The sequence below is a fragment of the Marinomonas foliarum genome (assembly GCF_016906065.1).
Taxonomy (GTDB): Bacteria; Pseudomonadota; Gammaproteobacteria; order Pseudomonadales; family Marinomonadaceae; genus Marinomonas; species Marinomonas foliarum.
In genome coordinates, this window is sequence record NZ_CP070273.1 from 2,000,200 (window position 1) to 2,019,299 (window position 19,100).

Annotated in this window: 15 protein-coding genes; 9 read left to right on the top strand and 6 right to left on the bottom strand. The window is 45.1% G+C overall.

Annotated features, from left to right (window positions below; translation table 11 throughout):
* Window positions 1-24: 24 nt before the first annotated feature.
* A complete protein-coding gene (recF, locus tag JSY38_RS09270; RefSeq protein WP_114410491.1) occupies window positions 25-1,131 on the top strand; it encodes a DNA replication/repair protein RecF in 1,107 nt (368 codons plus the stop codon).
* A complete protein-coding gene (gene gyrB / locus JSY38_RS09275) occupies window positions 1,132-3,555 on the top strand; it encodes a DNA topoisomerase (ATP-hydrolyzing) subunit B (RefSeq protein ID WP_205113021.1) in 2,424 nt (807 codons plus the stop codon).
* Between the two features lie 82 nt (window positions 3,556-3,637).
* Here gyrB and JSY38_RS09280 read toward each other — a convergent pair whose 3' ends face one another.
* Window positions 3,638-4,483 carry an SDR family oxidoreductase gene (locus JSY38_RS09280; RefSeq protein ID WP_205113022.1) on the bottom strand — a complete coding sequence of 282 codons (846 nt, stop codon included), beginning with the start codon at window positions 4,481-4,483 and terminating at the stop codon, window positions 3,638-3,640.
* A gap of 83 nt (window positions 4,484-4,566) precedes the next feature.
* Between JSY38_RS09280 and JSY38_RS09285 the strand changes: the two genes are divergently transcribed.
* On the top strand, window positions 4,567-4,980 hold the full coding sequence (locus JSY38_RS09285) for a winged helix-turn-helix transcriptional regulator (RefSeq protein ID WP_205113023.1): 414 nt from the start codon (window positions 4,567-4,569) through the stop codon (window positions 4,978-4,980).
* Window positions 4,981-5,134: 154 nt separating this feature from the next.
* On the opposite strand, the gene JSY38_RS09290 is transcribed toward JSY38_RS09285, so the two are convergent.
* Together JSY38_RS09290 and JSY38_RS09295 are read right to left on the bottom strand one after the other, a co-directional pair.
* The gene (locus JSY38_RS09290; RefSeq protein ID WP_205113024.1) at window positions 5,135-6,418 is read right to left on the bottom strand and encodes an NAD(P)/FAD-dependent oxidoreductase; all 1,284 of its coding nucleotides are present in this window, start codon (window positions 6,416-6,418) and stop codon (window positions 5,135-5,137) included.
* Window positions 6,419-6,534: 116 nt separating this feature from the next.
* Entirely contained in the window at window positions 6,535-8,025 is a 1,491-nt protein-coding gene (locus tag JSY38_RS09295; RefSeq protein WP_205113025.1) for an aldehyde dehydrogenase, read from the bottom strand.
* 213 nt (window positions 8,026-8,238) lie between these two features.
* Here JSY38_RS09295 and aguB point away from each other — a divergent pair, with 213 nt between their 5' ends.
* Both aguB and aguA read left to right on the top strand, forming a co-directional pair.
* A complete protein-coding gene (gene aguB, locus JSY38_RS09300; RefSeq protein WP_205113026.1) occupies window positions 8,239-9,117 on the top strand; it encodes an N-carbamoylputrescine amidase in 879 nt (292 codons plus the stop codon).
* A gap of 8 nt (window positions 9,118-9,125) precedes the next feature.
* Entirely contained in the window at window positions 9,126-10,202 is a 1,077-nt protein-coding gene (gene aguA / locus JSY38_RS09305; RefSeq protein WP_205113027.1) for an agmatine deiminase, read from the top strand.
* 85 nt (window positions 10,203-10,287) lie between these two features.
* On the opposite strand, the gene JSY38_RS09310 is transcribed toward aguA, so the two are convergent.
* Window positions 10,288-11,409, bottom strand: a complete 1,122-nt coding sequence (locus tag JSY38_RS09310) for an extracellular solute-binding protein (protein ID WP_275586976.1) — start codon at window positions 11,407-11,409, stop codon at window positions 10,288-10,290.
* 83 nt (window positions 11,410-11,492) lie between these two features.
* Window positions 11,493-12,836, bottom strand: a complete 1,344-nt coding sequence (locus JSY38_RS09315; RefSeq protein ID WP_114410500.1) for a glutamine synthetase family protein — start codon at window positions 12,834-12,836, stop codon at window positions 11,493-11,495.
* Window positions 12,837-13,073: 237 nt separating this feature from the next.
* Between JSY38_RS09315 and JSY38_RS09320 the strand changes: the two genes are divergently transcribed.
* Both JSY38_RS09320 and JSY38_RS09325 read left to right on the top strand, forming a co-directional pair.
* On the top strand, window positions 13,074-14,351 hold the full coding sequence (locus tag JSY38_RS09320; protein ID WP_114410501.1) for an NAD(P)/FAD-dependent oxidoreductase: 1,278 nt from the start codon (window positions 13,074-13,076) through the stop codon (window positions 14,349-14,351).
* Window positions 14,352-14,455: 104 nt separating this feature from the next.
* Entirely contained in the window at window positions 14,456-15,115 is a 660-nt protein-coding gene (locus JSY38_RS09325; RefSeq protein ID WP_114410502.1) for a TetR/AcrR family transcriptional regulator, read from the top strand.
* Between the two features lie 24 nt (window positions 15,116-15,139).
* Here JSY38_RS09325 and JSY38_RS09330 read toward each other — a convergent pair whose 3' ends face one another.
* Window positions 15,140-15,958 (bottom strand): helix-turn-helix domain-containing protein, encoded by an 819-nt coding sequence (locus JSY38_RS09330; RefSeq protein WP_114410503.1) that lies wholly within the window; start codon window positions 15,956-15,958, stop codon window positions 15,140-15,142.
* A gap of 558 nt (window positions 15,959-16,516) precedes the next feature.
* On the opposite strand from JSY38_RS09330, the gene JSY38_RS09335 reads away from it, so the two are divergent.
* Together JSY38_RS09335 and JSY38_RS09340 are read left to right on the top strand one after the other, a co-directional pair.
* Window positions 16,517-17,851 carry a glutamine synthetase family protein gene (locus JSY38_RS09335; protein WP_114410504.1) on the top strand — a complete coding sequence of 445 codons (1,335 nt, stop codon included), beginning with the start codon at window positions 16,517-16,519 and terminating at the stop codon, window positions 17,849-17,851.
* A gap of 115 nt (window positions 17,852-17,966) precedes the next feature.
* Window positions 17,967-19,058 (top strand): polyamine ABC transporter substrate-binding protein, encoded by a 1,092-nt coding sequence (locus tag JSY38_RS09340; RefSeq protein ID WP_205113028.1) that lies wholly within the window; start codon window positions 17,967-17,969, stop codon window positions 19,056-19,058.
* The last annotated feature ends 42 nt before the right edge of the window (window positions 19,059-19,100 follow it).

Consider the following 19,100-nt stretch of genomic DNA (forward strand, 5'->3'; position numbering starts at 1 on the left):
CCCCCCAATTAAGGTTTAAGAGTTATGCCGCTGGTGCGTTTGGACATCTCTCATGTTCGCAACCTTTCTAGTGTGCGCTTTGAACCTTCGCCCCAAGTGAATGTGATCGTTGGCAAAAATGGCAGCGGTAAAACCTCGGTCTTAGAAGCTATTCACCTTTTGTCTTTTGGCCGATCCTTCCGTAGTCATAAGCACAAAACCTATATTCAGCACGAAAACGAAGCATGTATTGTCTTTGCCCAATTACATCAAGATCAAGGCAGCCCAGTGCCCGTTGGCTTGCAACGCTATCGTGATGGTCAGATTGATGTGCGTATTCAAGGACAACGCGCTCAGTCGGTTATTGAGCTGGCAGAACGTCTTCCTGTACAGCTGATTAACCCCGATGCGTTCCGATTATTAGAAGGATCACCAAGCATTCGGCGCCAATTTATTGACTGGGGAGCCTTTCATTTTGATAAAGACTTCATTCAAGCGTGGCGAGGCTGGCAAAAAGCATTAAAACAGCGGAATACCTTGCTCAGACGTGGTAAAATATCCCACAGTTTATTAGCGGCATTTGATCAGGAATTGATCCGGCTGGGCGAGCAAGTTAATCAATCTCGAAAAGACTATGTGGAAAAGCTAACGCCACATTTCGAGAAGGTTTTATCGCTCTTAACCACAGAGCTTTCAGTGAGTCTTCAGTTCTTTCAAGGCTGGGATGCACAGAAAAACTTAGCCATGGCTGTGGAAGCGGGACGCGAGCGAGATATTGAGCTTGGTTATACGCATACAGGCCCCCAGCGAGCTGATTTACGTGTGAAAACTGCAACGGGAGATGCGTTAGACACCTTGTCCCGTGGCCAGCAAAAGTTGGTGGTTTCTGCACTGAAGATTGCTCAAGGACAGTTATTGATCGATATGGGTCGCCCTCTGGTATTTTTAGTGGATGATTTGCCAGCAGAGTTGGACGCCAACCACAGACAGAAACTGTGTCAGTTGTTGGAGTCACTAAACAGCCAAATTTTTATTACCAGTGTCGAGCCTGATACAACGGATTTTACGTGGGCCGATACAACAGACGTTCGTCAATTTGCTATGAATAACGGCGAATTGTCTTTATTGAGCAAAGGTTTGCAGGAGAGTTAAATGAGTGAAAATAATTACGAAGCGTCCAGTATCAAGGTGCTCAAAGGGCTAGATGCCGTACGTAAACGCCCAGGAATGTATATCGGCGATACGGACGATGGCACAGGCTTGCACCACATGGTATTTGAAGTCGTGGATAACTCCATTGATGAAGCCCTTGCTGGTCACTGTGACACGATTACCGTCTTGATTCACCCTGATGAATCTATTTCCGTGTCTGATAACGGCCGTGGTATTCCGGTTGATATGCACGAAGAAGAAGGTGTGTCTGCTGCCGAAGTTATCATGACGGTACTTCACGCTGGTGGTAAGTTTGACGATAACTCATATAAAGTTTCTGGTGGTCTTCACGGTGTAGGTGTTTCGGTTGTAAACGCCCTATCTGAAGAACTAACCTTGACGATCCGTAAGAACGGCAAAGTTTACGAGCAACATTACAAGCATGGTGTACCACAAGCTCCTCTTGCCATTATCGGAGACTCTGACGGCAAAGGAACTACGGTTCATTTCAAACCTTCTGCTGATACCTTTACTAACATCTTGTTTTATTATGACATCCTGGCCAAACGCCTACGTGAATTGTCATTCTTGAACTCTGGCGTTGCCATCAAATTAAAAGACGAGCGTTCTGGTAAAGAGGAATTCTTTAACTACGAAGGCGGATTGCGTTCTTTTGTGGAGCATTTGAATACCAACAAAACGCCAATCAACGATATTTTTCACTTTATTTGCCAACGTGATGACCTAGAAGATGGTATCGCTGTTGAAGTGGCATTGCAGTGGAACGAAGGCTTCCAAGAAAACATCTATTGTTACACTAACAATATTCCTCAGCGCGATGGCGGTACTCACCTTGCGGGTTTCCGTGGTGCGTTAACGCGAACGTTGAACAACTTTATTGAAAAAGAAGGTCTTGCGAAAAAGCAAAAAGTCGCAACGACAGGCGATGACAGCCGCGAAGGTTTGACTGCGATCGTATCGGTAAAAGTGCCGGATCCGAAGTTCTCTTCTCAGACCAAAGACAAGCTCGTATCTTCTGAAGTAAAAACGGCCGTAGAACAAGAAATGGCGAAACGTTTTTCTGAGTATTTACTTGAGAAACCTGGTGAAGCCAAAATCATCGTTAACAAAATGATTGATGCGGCTCGTGCCCGTGAAGCTGCTCGTCGTGCTCGTGATATGACTCGTCGTAAAGGTGCGCTAGACATCGCTGGCTTACCTGGTAAATTGGCCGATTGTCAGGAAAAAGACCCAGCGCTTTCTGAAATCTACCTAGTGGAGGGTGACTCGGCAGGTGGCTCGGCAAAACAAGGTCGTGATCGTCGTACACAAGCCATTCTGCCTCTGAAAGGTAAAATCTTGAACGTCGAAAAAGCCCGTTTTGATAAAATGCTGGCGTCTGTTGAAGTAGGCACCCTGATTACGGCATTGGGTTGTGGTATCGGCCGTGACGAATTCAATGCCGACAAATTGCGTTACCACAGCATCGTTATCATGACCGATGCCGACGTCGATGGATCGCACATTCGTACCCTGCTGTTGACTTTCTTTTTCCGTCAAATGCCAGAAATCATCGAACGTGGTCACATTTTCATTGCCCAACCACCGTTGTTTAAAATCAAACGTGGTAAGCAAGAGCAATACATCAAAGACGAAGCGGCATTGGATCAGCATTTGATCGAAGTCGCTTTGGATGGCGCTCATATGCACGTCAACGAAGATGCTCCAGGCATTCAAGGGGAGCACCTGGCAAAATTGATGCGTGACTACATTCACATTGAAGCCGATGTTGAGCGTTTGTCTCGTGTGTACCCAAGAGATGTAATGGGCAAACTTCTGTACTGTAAAGCACTGACACAAGAAGATTTGACCAACGAAGCAACGGTAATGGAATGGGTTGAAGCCATCCGTAGCCAAATGCCACAAGACGCTCGTACTGGTTTCCGTTTTGATTTCTCTGTAGAAAAAGATGAAGAACGTAAGGTTTATTTACCTGTAGTCGACATTATGTCTCACGGTGTGTCTAACCGTTATCGTTTCGAAGGAACCTTCTTCAGTTCACCAGAGTACAAACGTATTGTTGCTATGTCCGAAACAGTGGAAGAATTGTTCGGCGAAGAGTCTTATATTCAACGCGGCGAACGTCGTGAAACAGTAAGAACGATCAGTGACATGAAAGCCTGGTTGATGAAAGAAGCCTCTCGCGGTATGACGGTACAGCGCTATAAAGGTCTGGGTGAGATGAACCCTGAGCAACTTTGGGAAACCACCATGGACCCAGATGCTCGTCGCATGCTTCGCGTGACCATCGACGACGCCGTTGCCGCTGACCAAATGTTCACTACTTTGATGGGTGACGAAGTTGAACCTCGTCGTAACTTTATCCAAGATAACGCCTTAAACGTAGCGAACCTAGACGTTTAATTAAGTCTGAGTCTGCTTAATAAAAAAGCGGTTAGAGTGAACACTCTAACCGCTTTTTTATAGAAAAATTTGCGGTATAGACCTACAACGCCGCTTTGATGCTGTCTTCAATAGATGTGGTTGGGCGTCCAATCAAGGCAGATAATGCTTTGCTGTCACTTAACAAACCGCCCTTAGCAGCGCCAGCTTCTGAATCCGCAAGAACAGCTGCGAACCCTTCAGGTAGGCCTACGCCAACTAGAATCTTGGTGTATTCGGCTTCTGGAACGTTTTGATAGGAGACCGTTTTGCCCGTTACTTTGCTAATGGCCTCCGCGTACTCACTTAGGGTGAAGGCATTGTCGCCAGCAAGCTCATAGACTTTGCCAGCCTGACCGTCTTGAAGCAGCACTGTTGCCGCGGCCTCTGCGTAATCGGCACGTGATGCAGTAGAAAGTTTGCCGTCGCCTGCACAGCCCACCACACCATGTTCCAAAGCCGCTTCCACACTCATTGTGTAGTTTTCTGAGTACCAGCCGTTGCGAAGTAGCACATGAGGTACGCCAGAGTCAGCCAGCATCTTTTCTGTGGCTACATGTTCTTGCGCAAGGATTAGAGGAGATGTATCCGCTTTTAGAATACTGGTGTAAGCAATCAAAGCAACGTCAGCTTGCTTTGCTGCGTTGATAACGTTTTGGTGCTGCTCTGCACGTTGGCCTACTTCGCTTGAAGAAATAAGCAGTACTTTTTTAACACCTTGCATTGCAGCAACAAGAGAGTCTTGGTCTGTGTAGTTTGCCTGACGAACCTGAACGCCTTTTTCTGCCAAATCTGCAACTTTTTCTGGGCTACGAACGGCTGCCACAATGTTGCTTGCTGCTGTTTTTTCTAATAGTGAATCAATAACAAGACGGCCAAGTTGACCGGATGCACCAGTAACTAAAATCATAATATTCTCCTTTGAGTTTTAAGTTGATGGAAGTAGAATATATCACTAACAAACTTTTAGTAAGTACGTACAAAAAGGTAAGTATGGAAAATAATTTACAAGGCTCTCAGAACGGTATGTCGCGCTTATTTGAAAAAGGCGATGTGTTTTCAGACAAATGCCCTTCCCGTGATATTTTGAAACACGTGACAAGTCGTTGGGGAGTTTTAGTGCTGTTTGCGCTCAAAGATGGTGAAACTCAACGCTTCAGTGAACTGCGCCGTAAGATCCTTGGCGTGAGTGAAAAGATGCTCGCGCAGACGCTTCAAGCCTTAGAAACGGATGGCTTTGTTTTACGCACCTCTTACCCTGTGGTGCCGCCTCATGTGGAATACAGTTTGACGGAGTTAGGGCTTGAAGTGTCTGTTCGGGTCGCCAGCTTGGCGGACTGGATTGAAGACAATCTTACTGATATTTTATCGGCTCAGTCTTTGCCGAGTGATTCATTAAGTGCCTAAATCATTGCTTTAAACGATCAGCATAAATGAATCTTAGAACTGTTAAGTTTCTATAATTATTGAAATAAAAGGTAAGTGAATGCTCACACTTCTTTACCTAAAACCAAACACACCGCTTTTGAGTGGTGTGTTTGGTTGACGAGATGATAGAAAACTAAATGCCGAGCTTATCGCGTAGATTGTAATACACAGCACCTGCAGCCGTATAAGGAATACGTAGCATTCGCCCACCAGGGAATTGATACTGAGGCATGCTGGCGAACACGTCAAAGCGCTCCATTTCTCCATCAATGGCATCGGATAAGATTTCTCCCATCAGATGGGAGTTGGTCACACCGTGGCCAGAGTAACCTTGCGCATAGTAGAGATTATCGCCAATTTTCCCCACTTGTGGCATACGCATCATGGTTAGAAGAAAGTTGCCTGTCCACGCAAAATCGATTTTAGTGTCTTTAAGCATTGGATAGGTTTCTAGCATTTTTGGAACAATGATAGACTCGATTTTCCCTGGGTCACGAGCACCATACGTTGTGCCTCCTCCGTAGATAAGACGGCCATCTCCCGACAGACGGTAGTAATCCAATAAGTAGTTACAGTCTTCTACACAGTGATCGGTTGGTAACAGCTGTTTTTGGATTTCTTCTGGCAGAGGTTCGGTTGCGATGACCTGAGTGCCGCATGGCATGGCCTTTTTCTCTATTTCTGGCAATAAACCAAACATATAGGCGTTGCCAGCGACGACGATTGTATCTGCGACGACGGTACCCTGCTTGGTGACGACTTTGCCTGGTTTACCTTGCTCTAAACGAATCACTTCAGAATCTTCAAATATTTGGCCACCAAGCTCTTCAAACGCTTTGGCTTGTCCAAGGACCAAGTTCAGCGGTTGGATGTGACCACCTTTTTTATCCAATAAACCACCAGCATAGCGGTCTGAACCGATATGATTTTGAATGGTATCAGCGGTTAAAAGCTCTAATTCATTATGTCCATGACGTTCCCACAGCGCTTTTTTGGCTTTCAATTCTTCAAATTGCTTTTTGTTACAAGCCGCAAAAAGGTTGCCGTGTTTTAAGTCACAATCGATGTTGTATTTTTTGATGCGGTGACGAATCAACTCAGAACCAGCAAACGCCATTTTTGCCATTTTTTGACCAATGTCATCGCCATAGTTATTGAATATATAATCAATGTCACGGTTAAAGCTGTTGACGATTTGACCGCCATTGCGACCAGAAGCGCCAAAGCCGATGCGTGATCCTTCAACCACAATAACGCGCTTGCCTTTTTCTGCCAGACTTAGAGCGGTCGATATGCCAGTAAACCCAGCACCAACGACACAGACATCACAATGATGCTCACCCGTTAACTGTGGACGAATGGCTTTATCATTTGCGGAGGCCGCGTAGTATGAGTTTGCATGAGTAGGTGATGACATATAGAACCTCTCCTATAGAGTGTAGATACTATGATTCAGCGTCTACACATGAGTAAAAAATTGGGGCTATGAACGCCCCTGTTAATCTAACGGTTATTGCGAGTCCAAGGATTGGTTTATTTCAGGCTGATCCAAGTGTTTTTAAGTTCCGTGTATTTTTCTAGTGCGTGCCAAGATTTATCTCGACCATTACCAGACGCTTTAACACCACCAAATGGCACAGTCGTATCGCCATCGCCCCATGTATTTACCCACACCATACCAGACTCTAATAGACGACTGACGCGGTGCGCGCGGCCCAAATTATTGGTCCAAATCGATGCACCCAAGCCGTATTTTGAATCGTTCGCCAGTTCAATGGCTTCGGCTTCGGTGTCAAATGTCATGACGGCTAATACTGGGCCAAAAATTTCTTCTTGGACGAAGTTCATCGTGTGGTTTGCATCAGTAAAAATAGTGGGTTTAGCGTAGAAACCTTGTCCATCTCGGTATTCAGGGACGCCGCCTAACGCCAACGTTGCGCCGTCAGCAATGGCACTTTCGATAAAGCCCGTCACAGTATCAAGCTGTGCTTTATCGACCATTGGGCCCATTTTTGTGGCTGGGTCTAATGGATCACCAGGCACGTAGGTTTTGGCCGCGTCGAGTAAGGCGACCATGAAGGCGTCTTTAATGCTGCTGTGAACATACAAGCGCGAACATGCGATACAAACTTCCCCTTGGTTGGTGAAGATGGCGGTTGCAGCCCCTTTGGCTGCGGCTTGAATGTCTTTGCAGTCTTCAAAGACGATACAAGGCGATTTGCCTCCCGCTTCTAGCCAAACCCGCTTCATGTTGGATTGACCCGCGTATTGCATCAGTAGTCCTGCCACGCGGCTAGAACCAGTGAACGCTAAGGTGCCAATATCATGGTGCAGCGCAAGGGCTTTTCCAGCGGTGTGGCCAAAACCTGGGAGGACGTTGAATACGCCATCTGGAATCCCCGCTTGCGTTGCCAACTCGGCAATTCTGAGAGCGCTCAACGGCGATTTCTCAGACGGTTTTAGAATGATGCTGTTCCCCGCAGCCAAAGCCGGTGCAATTTTCCACATCACCATCATTAATGGGTAATTCCAAGGCGTAATAATAGCGACAACGCCCAATGGTTCGCGGCTGATCAGTGCCAAATTGTCTGGGTTCGTTGGAGCTATTTCACCGTACAATTTGTCGATGCATTCGGCCGACCAACGTAAGCTGTCGATGGAATCTGGTACGTCGATGCCGACCATTTCTGAAATCGACTTACCCATGTCCAAGGTGTCTATTAAGGCTAGTTCATCTTGGTGCTCTTCTAGCAAATCGGCCCATTTTTGTAAGATGCGTTTGCGCTTATTTGGTGCCATGTTTGACCAAATACCACTTTTAAATGCTGCTTTAGCTGCCGCAGTAGCCAGGTTCACATCGGCTTCATCACAACTAGCAACTTTTGCCAACAAGGACTCGTCCGTCGGATTGATACAATCGAACGTGTCACCGCTTTGTGCTGGTGTAAAAACACCATTAATGTAGGCGTCGGAATGCAGGCTAATTGTGTTACGAAGTGCTTGCCATTCTTGGTAAGTTTTCATACGTAATTCCTTTCTTTGGCGTCCAATAAAAACGCTAAATGAGTTGCTATGAATCTAAACTAACTGAGCAGCGTCCTTTCGTACCATATCCCCGTGGGGGTATATCGTAATTTTCCGAATTCTCTAAGATGACGAAATTGGATTTAGAACATCGTCTAGTCAGACAAAATAATGAAAAATTTCTAACAAACTGTCACTTGGAGAGCTCAGCTTATGTCAAAGATAACCGTTGCCGCTACGCAAATGCATTGCACGTGGAATCAGAAAGATAACCTTGATCGTGCTGAAAAGCTAATACGTTTGGCTGCTGCCAAAGGGGCTCAAGTTATCCTAATTCAGGAGTTGTTTGAAACGCCTTATTTTTGCATAGAGATCCACGAGCCATATCATGATTTGGCGACCACATTGGCTGAAAATATGGCGTTTAAACGTTTCCAAGAATTGGCCACCGAACTAAATGTCGTACTGCCATTTAGTTGGTTTGAGAAAGCTGGACAAGTTCGTTTTAACTCCTTAGCAATGATAGATGCAGGTGGTGAACTTCTTGGCGTATACCGTAAAACACACATTCCAGACAGCGATGGTTACTTGGAAAAGTACTACTTCAGCCCTGGTGATACAGGTTTTAAAGTATGGCACACCAAGTTTGGTTGCATTGGTGTGGGGATTTGTTGGGATCAGTGGTTCCCAGAAACCGCTCGTTCAATGGCTCTAATGGGGGCGGATTTATTGCTTTTCCCAACGGCGATTGGCTCTGAGCCGAGCCAATCGGATCTAGACAGCATGCCTCACTGGACGAACACCATGCGTGGACATGCCGCTGCCAACCAGACACCTGTGATTGCCTCTAACCGAATTGGTACAGAGCAAGCAGAGCACCGTGATTTGTCACTGACATTTTATGGTTCATCGTTTATTTGTGATGAACGTGGTGAATTAATCGAGCAAGCAGACCGCGATAGCGAAGCGGTTCTTGTGCATACGTTTGATTTGGAAAAAGTGCGCTCTCAGCGTAAAGCATGGGGGCTTTTTCGTGATCGTCGACCAGAACATTACGATGTCATCAAAACACTCGATGGCCAGGTCAAATAGGAGGCATCATGTTAACCACTCCCAAAGCGGATGATTTTTGGATGCCAGGCGAGCATAACCCTCAGAGCTCTGTTTGGTTGGCGTGGCCTACACGTCCAGATAACTGGCGTGATAACGGCTTTCCTGCGCAGGCTGCTTTCGCGCATTTTATTGAGCGCTTAAGTGGCTATGTCACGGTAAAGCTGGCGGTGTTGCCTGAATACGAAATGCAATCTAGAAGCATGTTGCCAAGTTCCATTGAGATTGTTCCTATGGCTTACAATGACGCTTGGATGAGAGACATCGGTCCAACCATGGTCATCAATGAAGCGGGTGTGAAGCGTGCCGTTAATTGGCAGTTTAATGCTTGGGGTGGCGAATTGGACGGGCTTTACGACGATTGGTCAGATGACCAAAGTGTTGCCAGTCATATTGCCCAGCAGGAAGGCGTAGAAAGTTATGACGCGCCTTTTATCCTTGAAGGTGGTTCAATACATTGCGATGGAGAAGGTACACTTTATACAACGGAAGAGTGCTTGTTACACCCAAGCCGAAATCCAGAGTTAAGCCGAGAAGATATCGAAGTGCTGCTGAAAGAGTATTTGTCGATTGAAAAAGTGGTTTGGCTGCCGTTGGGCTTATTCAACGATGAAACCAATGGCCATATCGATAATATCTTGCATGTGGTTCGTCCCGGTGAAGTCTTATTGACGGTTTGCGATGATAATAACGACCCGCAATACGCCATTAGTCAGCAGGCTTTAGATATATTAGCTGAGGCTCGCGATGCGCATGGCCGTAAGATTATAGTTCATAAATTGCCTATGCCTGGGCCTCTTTATATTCGAGAAGAAGAAGCGGCAGGCTTGATACAGCCAGATCGTATGGAGCGCGCCACGGATGATCGTTTAGCTGGCTCCTACGCGAACTGCTTAATTTGTAACGGTGCAGTGTTTTACCCCCTATTGGATGAAAAAAATGACCAGCAAGCCCACGCTATTTTGCAAGCGGCGTTTCCTAAGCATGAGTTAATTGGCATTCCTGCTCGTGATATTTTGTTGGGCGGTGGCAACTTACACTGTATTACGCAACAGATTCCAGTCTAACCTTTCAGCTTTATTTAAAGGCAAAAAATGCCTAGCGACAAATCGTTAGGCATTTTTAGTTTTACGATAGAGTAACCGTCGCTTCTTAGCGTCCGGTTTTAATGTCTGTCCATAAACGTACCATCAAACGCTCGATCTTTAAGCCTCGTACCTTCTGTGCGAAGAGTTTCTTTTTCACTTCGTCGCTTGGGTAGATACCCTCATTACTAGAGATATCGGGATCTTGTAGATCCATCGCGTCTAGGTTTGGGTTCGCGTACGCCACGTAGTTTGATACATCGGCAATGACTTCTGGGCGTAATAAGAAGTTCATGAACTTGTACGCAGCTTCTTTGTTTTCAGCTTCTTTAGGTATAGCCAGCATGTCAAACCAGATTTGAGTTCCCTCTTTAGGGATACTGTATTCGATGTTTACGCCATTATCGGCTTCAATAGCGCGATCTTGTGCTTGAATCACATCCCCAGACCAACCAATAGCCACACAAATATCGCCGTTAGCAAGTGCGCTGATGTACTGCGAGGAGTGGAATTGAGACACATAAGGGCGCACGTCTTTTAGCAGTTTGACCGCTTCGCTGTCTAACGCATAATCTTGAGGATTACGACTGTTGGGGTTTTTACCTAAATAGTTGAGTGTAAGTGGGTACAGTTCGTCTGGTGAGTCTAAAAACATAACACCACATTTTTGCAGTTTGGCCATGTTGTCTGGATTAAATACTAGGTCCCAGCTGTTTACGGGTGCATCTTCACCTAAGACTTCTTTTACTTTATCGACGTTGTAACCAATACCTGTCGTACCCCATAAATATGGCACGCCGAATTGGTTACCAGGATCGACAGCTTCAAGGAAAGACAACAGCTCTGGGTCTAGATGCTTTAGATTAGGTAACTTGGCTTTGTCCAGTTTGCCAAACACGCCCGCTTGAATCTGACGTCCCATGAATGACGCGGTTGGCACCACCAAATCATAACCTGAATTGCCTGCTAGCAGTTTTGCTTCAAGCACTTCGTTACTGTCAAAAACGTCTTGGATGACTTGAATGCCAGTCTCGGCTTCAAACCGTTCAACCGTGTCTTCGGCAATGTAATCCGACCAGTTGAAGAATTTTAGCGTTTCGGCAGAAACAGACGTAGCTGTTGTGCCTAGCGCACAGACCATACCCGCAATGGGTAAAAATTGACGCATTTTAAGGTTTTTCTGTGTCATGATTTGGTTCCTCAGTGATAACTCTACTTACATCACGCAAAGCTTTTTTATCCTTGTCGTGATGCTCAGTGGATTAAAAATAATTACACATTCAACAATAGATGTTCGCGCTCCCAAGAGCTGATAACCCGGTTAAAGGTCTCGAACTCACTGCGTTTTACACCCATATAAGCTGTGACGAAGTCCTTGCCCAAGATGTTACATAATGGTTCACATTCTTCCAAAAGGCGTAGGCCTTCCTCTAGTGTTCTTGCAATTTCTACTTCTGGGTAATCGGACGGTGGCTGATTCGTTTTGATAGGATCGGTTGGTTGTAGCTTTTGCTTCATACCTAAATAGCCACATGCCAAGGTCGCCGCAATAGCTAGATATGGGTTAGAGTCAGCACCCGGAAAACGGTTTTCAATGCGTGTTGCTTGTGGCGGTGAAAACGGAATACGTAGCCCTGCTGTACGATTATCAAACCCCCAGTTCATGTTGATTGGCGCAGCCATTTCTGGTGAAAAACGACGATAGGAGTTGACGTTTGGTGCGAAGAAAGAGATCGCGTTTGGCGTGTATTTCTGCAAACCACCTAAATAATGATAGAACAGTTCGCTTGGTTTACCGTTATCATCAAAGACGTTTTTCCCCGTTTTCGCCTCTACCAAACTTTGGTGAATGTGCATCGAACTGCCTGGCTCATCTTTCATCGGTTTCGCCATGAAAGTAGCATACACGCCATGTTTGAGTGCGGCTTCTCGTAAAGTGCGTTTGAACACAAACACTTGGTCAGCCAAGTCGAGTGGATCACCATGAATAAAGTTTATCTCCATTTGTGCGGCACCGGATTCATGGATCAAGGTGTCTACGTCCAGTCCTTGAGCTTCGCAATAGCTGTACAGGGTATCAATGATGGTGTTGAACTCGTTTACTGCATCAATACTGTACGAACGACGTGATGTTTCGCGTTTGCCAGAGCGTCCTGCCGCCGGTTTTAGTTCATAATCTGGATCTGTGTTGGGTTGGATCAGATAGAACTCGACTTCTGGCGCTATGACGGGCTTTAAGCCTTCGGCTTCATAAAGTGACAAAATATGACGCAGAATAGTACGGCTTGCCAACGGGTGAAGGTTGCCATCAGTGGTATAGCAGTCGTTTATAACTTGAGCCGTTGGTTCGTCAGCCCACGGAACCATACGTATGGTGTTTGGGTCTGGTTTCAACACCATATCTCGGTCGCTGGCGTCGACAATGTCGTAGTGATTGTCAGCCCAATCCCCCGTCACACTTTGCACTAAAACGGTTTCAGGGATGCGCCCCGTTTTCTCTGCAAGGAACTTGAACGTCGGGTAAAATTTTCCCCGCGCATTCCCTGTCATATCTGCTAATGTTGACTCGACTTCAGTAATTGCATGCTCTTTTAAAAAAGCTTCAAACTCTGTCATAACTCACCTTAAGTTGGCTGCTTAACGAATGTTCTTAAGCCGTAACGTTTTTATACTGGCTTTTGCTCTAGGGTGTTTTTTTCTACAACCCGAATAATGCTTCGGTTTAAACATTATTTTACTTTGATCATTAAATCAACACTTAGTCAAAAAATAAGTTCATATTACAATTGACACTGACTATAAATTCGATCAATCATTCGGTTATTGAGTTTTGGATTATGACAGGAGTTTCCCTTGAGCAAACATGAGCCGTCCTACTATGAAGCTACGGCAAGAGCGTACAAAAGCCGCCCTCAGTTAGTGGGTGATCACAGTGCTGATATTTGCATTATAGGTGGAGGATTTACAGGTACTTCAGCGGCTCTGCATCTTGCAGAAGCGGGTTTTCAAGTGGTCTTACTGGAAGCCAACGAAATTGGCTGGGGGGCTTCTGGGCGTAATGGTGGACAAATTTGCCAAGGTCATAACATGAGCCACGCGGAGATGGCCAAAAAGGTCGGCAAAGACACAGCTGATGTATTGTGGCAAACCTCGGTCGATTCGGTTGATTTGGTAAAGGAGCTGATTGAGAAATACCAAATCGATTGTGATCTGGCTGCTGGAGTATTACATGTGGCATCTAAATCACGTCACGCAGATGAAATTAAAGAAGCGGTTGAATATAAGCGCCAGCAGCTAAATTACGAAGATGTTGAGTTTCTAGATGCTAAAACTGTTGCCGATAAATTGGGTACAGATCGTTATCATGGTGGCGAATGGTATAAGGAGGGTGCGCATATTCACCCGCTTAACTTTGCGCTTGGGTTAGCGAAAGCGGCGGAAGAATACGGTGCTGAGTTGTACGATCATTCCGCGGTATTGGAATACACAGATGGCAAGCAACCTGAGGTTATGACGGCCAAAGGTCGTGTTCGTTGCCGTTATTTGTTATTTGCGTGTAATGGCTACCTTGGGCACTTAAATGGCCCAGCAGCACGAAAAATCATGCCAATTAATAATTTTATTATTGCAACAGAGCCACTACCAGAAAGCGTTGCCAATCGAATTAACCCAGATCGCATTGCTGTAGCTGATTCGAAATTTGTTGTGAACTATTACCGTCTATCAAAAGACAGGAGAATGTTGTGGGGGGGCGGTGAAAATTACAGTCAGCGTTTTCCAAAGGATATTGCAGGGTTTGTTAAAAAACACATGTTAGAAACCTACCCTGAGTTAGGCGATTATCGCATCGATTATGCCTGGGGCGGAACGTTGGCGATTACGCTGAATCGAATGCCGCATATTGCGCGCCAGCAAGAAAATATTTTTGTTGCTCATGGTTATTCAGGTCACGGAGTAGCGATGGCGACATATGCTGGTGCGATTTTCGCCAAAGCCGTGCAAGGTTCGTTAGAAAAAATGGATGCATTTGAAAGGCTTCCTATGCGTGATTTTCCAGGTGGTACTTTACTTCGTTGGCCTGGTTTAGTTACTGGGATGCTGTATTACTCAATGTTAGATCGTTTGCCCTAATATGATGAATGGCTAGTGATGGGTATGTTTAGTGTTCATTGGTATGTGTATAATTTAATCACTTTATTTGATGTACTCTGTATATAAGGAAGCCAATTTTTATTATGGCAAACCCCCCTACGACAATGAAAACCATGCAATCTGTTTCGCCTCGTAGCGAGCCAGTACAGTCTCGTTCCATTAAACGCGCACAGCAAATTTTAGACGTGACTAGCGAGTTGCTGGAAACCGTAGGTTTGAATGATCTGAATACGGCTATTATTGCAAAAGAAGTCGGTATTTCTGTGGGATCTTTGTACCACTATTTTCCGAATAAACACGCCATTCTCTATGCCATGGGTAAGTCTTGGCTGGACAGTATTGAAGAAGTACTAAAAGACATTCAAGAGTGGCATTTGGAAGAGATGACGCTGCCCTACTTTATTGAGCAAGTTGTAGACATTAATTTGCGAACTTATCGTCAGCAGCGTGCGGTATTACGCCTAGTACAGGCTATGTTTTCAGTGCAAGAATTGCGTGAATTAGATGAGCGCCATGATGATATGGTAATTTCTCAAATGGCCAAGGTTTTTAAACGGTTAGGGCTGAAAAAGCACATTCGTGAGCGAGAACGTATCGCGCGTCTATACCTAGAGGTAACGCACAGTACGTACCTGGTTGTGGTAAACCAAAATGAACGCCGTGCAGCCCGCACGCTTGATGATTTGAAACTGATGTTAACAAGCGTATTAGAACGACATCTAAATGAGCCTGAATCTGAATAGTCGTTCTGTGCGCAGCTTTTCATATTAACCCTTTTCTCTGTCTAGTGAGTCTAGGTGGCTGAGGAACAAGGTGAAAATTTCCGACTGTGTTGATGTGTCTAAACGTGCGTGGATATTTTTACGGTGTACCTTTACTGTACCGGCACTGATGCCTAGCTCGTTGGCGATGGATTTTGACGAGTGACCTTTCAGCAGCAAGCCTAAAATTTCTTGCTCGCGGTTGGTTAACACGCCATGAGCAAAGGTTTTTAGCGCGTATTTTAATGGTCCTGAACGGGATTCTTTTTCGACGAACTCCCCTGCTTGCGTTAGCCAAAACTGACGAATCAAGGCTTCTAGCATCGGAAAAACGCTTTTCAAGTTATTAAATTCTGTTCGACGAATGGACCCAATTGCTTTCTGACGCCCCAACGAAACTGCACAAGTCGTGGTTGCATCTAATTCCACCAAAATATTAATTTCATCGACTAAGTCAAAGTTGCGATAACAAGTTTGGTAGTACTCTGTATCTTCGAATGAATCGGGTGACATATCGACCAAACGATAAACCCCCGGCGTGATGCCTTGCTGAATGGCGTTAAACAAGGGGTCTAATAAATAAGCCTTGTTTAAATACATCCGTAGGGTGTGGCTTTGCTCACTCGGGTCACTTGGATGAATCAGCAGTGGTTTAAGCGCTTTTTTGTAGGTTACGATAATGATGGTGTCGAAATAGCAAATGTTGCTAAGAACCCCCTCTAACGCAATGGGAAAGCTAGGGACCCGAATATGATTGGTGAGAGCTCCTAGGTCTTTCATTAATTCGGGTAATGATAATTGCCCTCTTAGAGTACTTTTCTGCATTATTTTAAATCCTTCGTCATGTATCTCTTGTGTGAGAAAACGTCATTAGTGCGCCCTTCTCAAATGACAATGATAAATACACAAACTACTGGCTATTATAAATGAGTCTATTTAATTAAGCTTAAGTCGACTTTTTAATCGGTTTTGCTTTCTTTCCTAAAATTGATCTGCTTCTGCAAAATATCCATCGACTTTCTCATGATTTCTGTAGTAAAAATGAAGACATAACCTGAATGATTTTTCGGCTTATGATGCTCGAAAGCTATGTCCTCAAACACATTAAGATGATTCTTTATTAATACATATCAGTAAAGTAGCTGAATGTGAAGAAAAGCAGTCAACTTTTAAAGCGTGATTTATATACAAGTGGTTCCATCTTTGCATATACCCACTCGGGGATAGTTACTCGCATCATTTGCTCAGGTTAAGGTGATTTATATCGGAAGAATTTGACTTAAATCCTGTGTAAGCAATATGAAAATCGAATTAAAACTCGATTATCATTTTAGAGAGCACAACTTCTTCTGCAGTAAGGCTAATTTCATAAGAGAACATTCTATGTCTGATATGTACGAAGGGAACAACGAATTTGATCTGTTCATCACAGATTTAAACGGCAACTTACGTGGTAAGCGAATGCCCTCTAGCGGTTTGAAAAGCGTTATGACGCAAGGGGTAAAGCTTCCTCAATCAGTGATTGGGTTTGACCATTGGGGTGACGACGTTCTCGATAATGGCATGGTCTTCGAGACGGGTGATAGCGACGGAGTGTGTTTTCCAGTCCACCCTGAACCTATTTCTGTACCGTGGGCGGAATCGGCTCGTGATCAAATTTTGGCGATGATGTACAACATGGATGGCACGCCATTTTATCCAGACCCTCGTCAAATACTGACGCGCATTGTTAAGCGCTTCAAGGACCTTGGCTACACACCTGTAGTGGCAACGGAGTTAGAATTTTACTTATTAGACGGACAGTCAGAAGCCAAGCGCCAGCCATCTCCTCCTATTATCGTAGAAGGCAACGGTGTGCGTTTGAACAAAACTGACTGTTATTCCATCGAAGAAATGGATGGCTTAGAAGGCTTCTTTGCGGAAGTCCGCCGGGCGTGTGAGATTCAAGGTATTCCTGCAGACACTATTATTTCCGAATTAGGGCCAGGTCAATTCGAAATCAACATGAAGCATAGCAATGACGCTGTGTTAGCCGCTGATCATGCGATTATGTTTAAACGTTTGATTAAAGGAGTTGCTCGCCAACATGACTTTGGTGCGACTTTCATGGCGAAACCCTACGCAGATAAGAGCGGCAATGGCTTTCACGTCCACTTTAGTTTGCTGGATGAGCAAGGTAATAACGTATTTAATAACGGCACAGACGAAGGCTCGGGTTTATTGCAACAAGCGGTTGCTGGGTTATTGAACCATATGTCTGATTCTATGCTTGTATTTGCGCCGCATATGAACTCTTATCGCCGTTTTCAAAATGGGGCACATGCACCGACATTTGCAAGTTGGGGCTATGAAAACCGCACTGTAGCAGTGCGTATCCCAGAAAGTGACAACATAGCTCGTCGTATTGAGCATCGTGTGGCTGGCGCGGACGCGAATCCTTATTTAGTATTAGCGGCGGTGTTGGGCGCTGCGTTGCATGGTATTGAAACAAAAATGTCTCCGCCACAGCCGATTGAAGGCGATGCTTATGCAATGTCGGAACGTTTTGAACCGCTACCGAATCGTTGGGAATTAGCCACTGAATCTTTTGCAGACAGCGCGTTCTTAACTGAGTATTTAGGAAGCGAATTTGTTCGTGTGTATGGCGCGGCAAAAGAACAAGAACAACAAAAAATACATGGTCGTATTTCCAACGTGGAATATGAAGCCTATTTGTAAGAGCACAGCTCAGAGTTACATTAGAAAATAGAGCCCATCAGAGGCTTTAATATGAAAACAACATCACAACAGGAACCAGCTGATGTCACGTTGGCTGTAAATTGGAGAATTCCACATGAAACGCAATGTATTGAGTATATTGGTCGCTGGTGCAGCATCTACTTTTGCAGCTAGTAGCTACGCTGAAGGTGTTTTAAACGTATATAACTGGTCGGATTACATGGCACCGGGTGCTTTGGAGCAGTTCTCGAAAGAAACCGGCATCAAAGTGAATTACGACGTTTATGACAGTAACGAAGTGTTGGAAGCAAAACTCATGGCGGGTGGCTCTGGCTACGATGTGGTTATGCCATCTAATTCTTTCTTTGAGCGTCAGGTTAAAGCGGGCGTGTATCAAGCTATCGACAAAAGCAAGTTGACCAATTACGGCAATTTGGATCAAACATTGGCAAAGCAAATCGAAAAGCACGATGCGGGTAATGTCCATAACATTCCTTATGCTTGGGGTACGATCGGCATTGGCTATAACACCAAAATGATTGAAGAGCGCTTGGGTACGGCTGATATTGATTCTTGGGATATTTTATTTAATCCAAGTATTGCGGCTAAGTTGAACGATTGTGGCATTGCCGTGTTGGATTCTCCTGCAGAAGTTATGTCGGTTGTTAATAATTACCGTGGCGTAGATCCAAACTCGGAAGACAAAGATGAGTTAACTGAATCAGCAAAACTAATGTCAGAGGCCCAGGACAACGTTCGTTATTTCCACTCCAGCAAATACATATCAGACTTAGCCAACGGCGACGTGTGTGTAGCGATTGGCTACAACGGTGACATATTACAGTCGCAAAGCCGAGCAGAAGAAGCCGATCAAGGCGTCGATATTAAGTTTGTGATTCCAAAAGAAGGCACCTTGGTGTGGTTTGATTTGATGGCTGTGCCTGCAGATGCTCCTCACCCAGAAGCTGCGCACAAATTTATCGATTTCATCCTTAAAAAGGATATAGCAGCGGCTATTTCGAATTATGTTTTCTATGCAGTACCAAATACGGCGGCGGTTCCTCTTCTAGACGACGAAGTGGCCACCAACAAAGGTGTCTACCCGACTCAGGAGGTCAAAGAGAAACTGTTCGTGCAAGTAGCTCATACTGCACGCTTCGATCGTCTCTTGACGCGCGCTTGGACTAACATCAAAACTGGGCGCTAAGCAGCCATCTGTTCGTGAGTGACGCCATTACGGCGTCACTTT

What these genes read in the sequence shown, in the direction of transcription:
- recF (WP_114410491.1), top strand. Translation starts at nt 25, where the DNA reads ATGCCGCTGGTGCGTTTGGACATCTCTCATGTTCGCAACCTTTCTAGT.
- gyrB (WP_205113021.1), top strand. Translation starts at nt 1,132, where the DNA reads ATGAGTGAAAATAATTACGAAGCGTCCAGTATCAAGGTGCTCAAAGGG.
- JSY38_RS09280 (WP_205113022.1), bottom strand. Translation starts at nt 4,483, where the DNA reads ATGATTTTAGTTACTGGTGCATCCGGTCAACTTGGCCGTCTTGTTATT.
- JSY38_RS09285 (WP_205113023.1), top strand. Translation starts at nt 4,567, where the DNA reads ATGGAAAATAATTTACAAGGCTCTCAGAACGGTATGTCGCGCTTATTT.
- JSY38_RS09290 (WP_205113024.1), bottom strand. Translation starts at nt 6,418, where the DNA reads ATGTCATCACCTACTCATGCAAACTCATACTACGCGGCCTCCGCAAAT.
- JSY38_RS09295 (WP_205113025.1), bottom strand. Translation starts at nt 8,025, where the DNA reads ATGAAAACTTACCAAGAATGGCAAGCACTTCGTAACACAATTAGCCTG.
- aguB (WP_205113026.1), top strand. Translation starts at nt 8,239, where the DNA reads ATGTCAAAGATAACCGTTGCCGCTACGCAAATGCATTGCACGTGGAAT.
- aguA (WP_205113027.1), top strand. Translation starts at nt 9,126, where the DNA reads ATGTTAACCACTCCCAAAGCGGATGATTTTTGGATGCCAGGCGAGCAT.
- JSY38_RS09310 (WP_275586976.1), bottom strand. Translation starts at nt 11,409, where the DNA reads ATGACACAGAAAAACCTTAAAATGCGTCAATTTTTACCCATTGCGGGT.
- JSY38_RS09315 (WP_114410500.1), bottom strand. Translation starts at nt 12,836, where the DNA reads ATGACAGAGTTTGAAGCTTTTTTAAAAGAGCATGCAATTACTGAAGTC.
- JSY38_RS09325 (WP_114410502.1), top strand. Translation starts at nt 14,456, where the DNA reads ATGGCAAACCCCCCTACGACAATGAAAACCATGCAATCTGTTTCGCCT.
- JSY38_RS09330 (WP_114410503.1), bottom strand. Translation starts at nt 15,958, where the DNA reads ATGCAGAAAAGTACTCTAAGAGGGCAATTATCATTACCCGAATTAATG.
- JSY38_RS09335 (WP_114410504.1), top strand. Translation starts at nt 16,517, where the DNA reads ATGTCTGATATGTACGAAGGGAACAACGAATTTGATCTGTTCATCACA.
- JSY38_RS09340 (WP_205113028.1), top strand. Translation starts at nt 17,967, where the DNA reads ATGAAACGCAATGTATTGAGTATATTGGTCGCTGGTGCAGCATCTACT.